The following is a 4207-nucleotide window of genomic DNA, read 5'->3' as shown; positions in this document are numbered from 1 at the left end:
CATTGAGGCCAAGGTGGGCGAGCCGCTGTTCACCCGCTCCCGCGCCGGTTTCAAGCCCCTGCCTCTGGGTCTGGCGCTGTGTGAGCAGGCCGAGCAGATCCATGCAGGACTTTCCGCCGCTGATGCCCTGCTGGGAGGTGAAGATGTCGGACTAACTGGTCCACTGCGGGTTACAACCACCGACCTGCTGCTGCAAAGCGTGATCCACCCCCGTCTTGCAGCGTTTCGCAACGCCCACCCGAACCTGCAGCTGGAATTCAATGTCACCAACAGCTTCGAGAACCTGAGCGAGCGGCGCTATGATGTGGCCCTACGCCCCACCAGTCAGCCGCCGGATGATATGATTGGCCTCAGGCTGGGCACCATCGACTACAAGCTGGTTGGTGCGCCAAAATATCTGGATGGGTTGGGTGAGCTTGATTTTCAGGAGCTCACATGGCTAATCCCTGGTGACAGCCTGCAAGCGCATCCGGCAAATGACTGGTTTCGCGACAAAGTCCCCTCACCGGCCAGCCTCATCCGCTATGACAGCATGAGCCTGCTGGCGGATGGCATCCACAGTGGTCTGGGCGTCGGCATCTTGCCCGACATACCGACGCTTCTTGATGGCCTGCGTGATGTAGGAGAGCAACCTGCCATCTACCAGACCGACTTGTGGCTGCTCTACCACCCCTCAAATCGCGGCAATCTCAAGATCACCGCGTTTGATGGATTTGTGAGAGGGGCATTGGAGGCTTAGGTCAAAGGACGTCTGCCATCAGATTTCTCCGCACACCCCACTTGCGAGTTTCCAGAGCTTTGCGGCTGTTTTCAGAAAGATCGCCCGCCAGCACGAACCGCACGTTTCTGGTCTTAACATCCTTGGCCGCAAGGCTTCTGGTTACGTTCCAGACGGTCTTTGCGTTGTAGGAGGTCCAGCTCAGGTAGTCGTAGGGCAGAACGATGTTCGCCGTGCTGTCAGCCTGGTAAGCCACCACCACGTCGTGATGCACTTCCACCTTCTCAATCTTGCTGTCATCATGCAAACGCCCCAGCATCTCCACCAGCATCAGCGCAGAAAACGCCTGCGGGCGGGACTGCGCGCCGGACGCATGCTTCATGAGAACTTCAATGCCCTCAAGGTCTTTCGCCTCAATCACAAGGCCCGTGAAAATAGTCTTCTCCGTGGGCGTAAAGTGAGCGTTCAGCAGAACGCCCTCAGTGCTTGCCTTGGAAATACCAGCTTCCGCCAGTCGCTCGCGGTTGATATCGGCCATCTCGTCGGGCGTCTTCAGCAGCGTTTTTCTGGTCAGACTGTCCGCCGTCTTAAGACTGCTGATAATGATGCTGCCCACGCCGGGCACAAAGCTCAGGCCCTGATCCACGCCAAACTGTCCCGCGGCATGATAGTTCGCCAGCTCCGTCAGCTCATCACGCAACGGGGTAAAGTGAGTGTACGGATCCACCTTCATCTCAAAGGCCAGCTTGCGGATCGCCTCCGGACGGCCAAAGAAGCCGCTGATGAAACCGTCTTCTTCACGCTCCGCTGTTTCCGGTGGCATGTTCCCGCGCGTTTTCACAAAGGTCGCCGCTTTGCCCACGCCCTTGCGCACGGACTTCACCATGCCCTTGGCATTGCCATACACGTTTTTGGCTGCGGTGACTGGGGCTGTCACCGTTGTGTAGACCGACTTGATTGGCGTGATGACGGCTGTTCCCGCGCTTCTGGCAAAGGCGACTGCCTTGTTTTTTTCGCGCAGTGCTGCCAGTGCGTTCAGCTCATGGACATGGTCTTCCATAAACTGCTTGCCCTGCACAGTGTAGGCGCCATCTTCCGTTTTGATTGCGAAGGTCAGATACCGCCCATTGCTCGGCGCCGCCTCGCTGATTGTGTAGTTTTCGCTCTGTAGCGGCACAGACAAAACATCTGCCGCAGCAAAGTACTTCGGCGGCTCTTCGAGCTTTTTAAACGAAGCCGGACGCTTCGCTGATTGCTCCGGCATCACATCACTGGCAGCAACTTCATTGTGCGAAGGACTATCAAACAACCCATGCTTATCCTGATGACTTGCACAGGCCGAAACAGACAAAAAAATAACAAGCGTAAATGGCTTTTTGGCAGAAAACATAAGATCTCTTAGGCCCGAAGAGGAAGGTATATTAGCGGTAAAATCTCATAAGCTAGGTAACGGCACAGTTATGCGGTAACGTGTTGTGATATTTATATTTTTTACAATTCATAGTATAGCTCTTGAAAAGAGACTCGGCAGCACTTCAAAAACCATACCCTCAGTTTCCAAAGCTTTCATGACAACGCCCCGCAAACTAAACTTTATCTGTTAAAACTCAGAATTTCGAACCAGCAAGTAAAGAAACGCGCAGCACTCTAGCCGCTGCGCTCAGTCTTCTTCACACCGCCAATATCATCTTCGCGCGGAAGGCGAGGCCGGCTTCTGTGGTGTCCTGGTCGAGTTCGGCGCGGGCGCGGAGGACCTGGCCCTGGCGCAGGTCGAACATCAGGCGGGCACGTTCTAATGAGGGGAAGTCAGCGGGCAGGTTGCCCAGCTCTTTTTCCTTGTCAAAGCGGGAGGCGAGACGCTCATCTGCTCCGGTGATCGCCCCTTGAAGTCGCTCGGTGGTGCCTTCCACCTGCCCCACTGTTGTTGAAACGCAGTTACCCAGAAAACACCCCTTGCTGCCGCTTTCGTGGTTGCTGGCGTAATCAATGGTTGAGCGCATGAAGGCGACCACCGCCTTTTTAATATCCGGCTCGGTTTCAAACGCGACCAGCGGTGCACATCCGTCATCATTGGAGTAACGGTCGATCGCTTCCAGATAGAGCTGATGCTTGTCTCCAAACACCGAATACAGGCTTGGGCTGTTGATGCCCATGGCTGTCGTCAGGTCCTTCATGGAGGCTCCGTCGTAGCCTTTTTTCCAGAACACATTGATGGCAGCTTGCAGGGCTTCGTCTCGGTTAAAGTTTCTTGGGCGTCCCATTTATTTTGTACCATTCATTACAAAACGATTGACTCTTGTTTGAATTCGAGTTTAATAACGTTCATTACAAAACTCAAGGAGGCTTTTGTGAAACATACAGCATTAGCAGCGGAACAGCCGTTTCCGCAGCTTACAGTGAAGGCTGTTGGTGGCGGCGAACTCTCGCTTGGCACACCTGATGCTGACTTCGACTGGCAGCTGATTGTGGTGTATCGCGGGGCTCATTGCCCACTTTGCACCCGTTACTTGAAGCAGCTCAACGAAAAGCTGAGTGACTTGCATCGCCTTGGCATTGAGGCGCTGGCGGTTTCGGCAGACAGCCTTGAAAGAGCACAACACCAACTGGCAGATGTGCAGCCGGAGTTTCCGGTCGGGTACGGTCTGAGCCTTGAGCAGATGCAGGAACTGGGCGTTTACATCTCCAAGCCTCGGTCCCCGCAGGAAGCTCCTGCTCCGTTTTCCGAGCCTGCTCTGTTTGTGGTGAATGATAAGCAGGAACTGCAGTTGGTGGACATTTCCAACGCGCCGTTTACCCGGCCAGATCTGACCGCGCTGCTTGGTGGATTGGGGTTTATCCGCAACCCGGATAACAACTATCCAGTGCGTGGCACGTTTAAGTAAATCCGAGGTTTTTTGAGCAGTTTTCTGTAACTGCCAACCTCGTAAAACTCAACTAACACACTGCCCTATATGACGACTTAACTCAGCCGTAACAAGGTCTGGGAACACTCGATAACACTCTGGTGGTCGTGAAAAGACGAAGAAAGATAAGAAAATGACAAAGGCAACACACACCGCAGAAGCCATCCGCGCAGCAATGGATCACCTGATCGACCGCGCCACCAACTATGACATTGACGCCTTGCAAACCATCTATCACGATGACTTCCACACCACACTCGTTGCGCCAGACAGCAGCGTGACCACCTTCAACAAGCAAGAGTTTATCGAGCACTTCCGCAAACAGGCTGAGGCAGGCAAGCATCAGCTCAACACCTGGGCGGAATGGCACGATTTTCACATTCTTGGCGACACCGGTGTTTCTGTGCTGACCCGCAAACACAGCGGCATGAACGACGAAGAAATGAAGCTGCTCTGCAACATTGAATGGCGCTTTGAAGATGGCCGCTGGCAAGTGCTGCGCGAAGCAATCTTCATGCAGCCACTGGACAGCTGATAACACCCCTTCCCTTCCAATGAGCGACTTAGGGGGCATCCCCTAAGTCAT

At 54.3% G+C, this 4207-nt stretch carries 5 protein-coding genes; 3 read left to right on the top strand and 2 right to left on the bottom strand.

Annotated elements, in window-relative coordinates; genetic code table 11:
- The coding region (locus tag PPL9_RS08475; RefSeq protein ID WP_082596676.1) for a LysR family transcriptional regulator at positions 1-739 on the top strand (739 nt) is incomplete at its 5' end.
- A gap of 1 nt (position 740) precedes the next feature.
- On the opposite strand, the gene PPL9_RS08470 is transcribed toward PPL9_RS08475, so the two are convergent.
- Together PPL9_RS08470 and PPL9_RS08465 are read right to left on the bottom strand one after the other, a co-directional pair.
- Complete coding sequence (locus PPL9_RS08470; protein WP_057462302.1) at positions 741-2108, bottom strand: hypothetical protein; 1368 nt, start codon at positions 2106-2108, stop codon at positions 741-743.
- Positions 2109-2388: 280 nt separating this feature from the next.
- Entirely contained in the window at positions 2389-2979 is a 591-nt protein-coding gene (locus tag PPL9_RS08465; RefSeq protein ID WP_057462301.1) for a TetR/AcrR family transcriptional regulator, read from the bottom strand.
- Positions 2980-3066: 87 nt separating this feature from the next.
- On the opposite strand from PPL9_RS08465, the gene PPL9_RS08460 reads away from it, so the two are divergent.
- Positions 3067-3600 (top strand): redoxin domain-containing protein, encoded by a 534-nt coding sequence (locus PPL9_RS08460; RefSeq protein WP_057462300.1) that lies wholly within the window; start codon positions 3067-3069, stop codon positions 3598-3600.
- 154 nt (positions 3601-3754) lie between these two features.
- Entirely contained in the window at positions 3755-4156 is a 402-nt protein-coding gene (locus PPL9_RS08455; RefSeq protein WP_057462299.1) for a nuclear transport factor 2 family protein, read from the top strand.
- Positions 4157-4207 lie beyond the last annotated feature (51 nt).

It is taken from the genome of Pseudovibrio sp. POLY-S9, assembly GCF_001431305.1.
Classification (GTDB): domain Bacteria; phylum Pseudomonadota; class Alphaproteobacteria; order Rhizobiales; family Stappiaceae; genus Pseudovibrio.
Note: the sequence above shows the minus strand (reverse complement) of the source record. Positions and strands in the feature narration are given on the sequence as shown.

Bases quoted from the DNA above. Each gene is read 5' to 3' on its own strand.
- PPL9_RS08470 (WP_057462302.1), bottom strand. From the start codon at position 2,108: ATGTTTTCTGCCAAAAAGCCATTTACGCTTGTTATTTTTTTGTCTGTT.
- PPL9_RS08455 (WP_057462299.1), top strand. From the start codon at position 3,755: ATGACAAAGGCAACACACACCGCAGAAGCCATCCGCGCAGCAATGGAT.
- PPL9_RS08465 (WP_057462301.1), bottom strand. From the start codon at position 2,979: ATGGGACGCCCAAGAAACTTTAACCGAGACGAAGCCCTGCAAGCTGCC.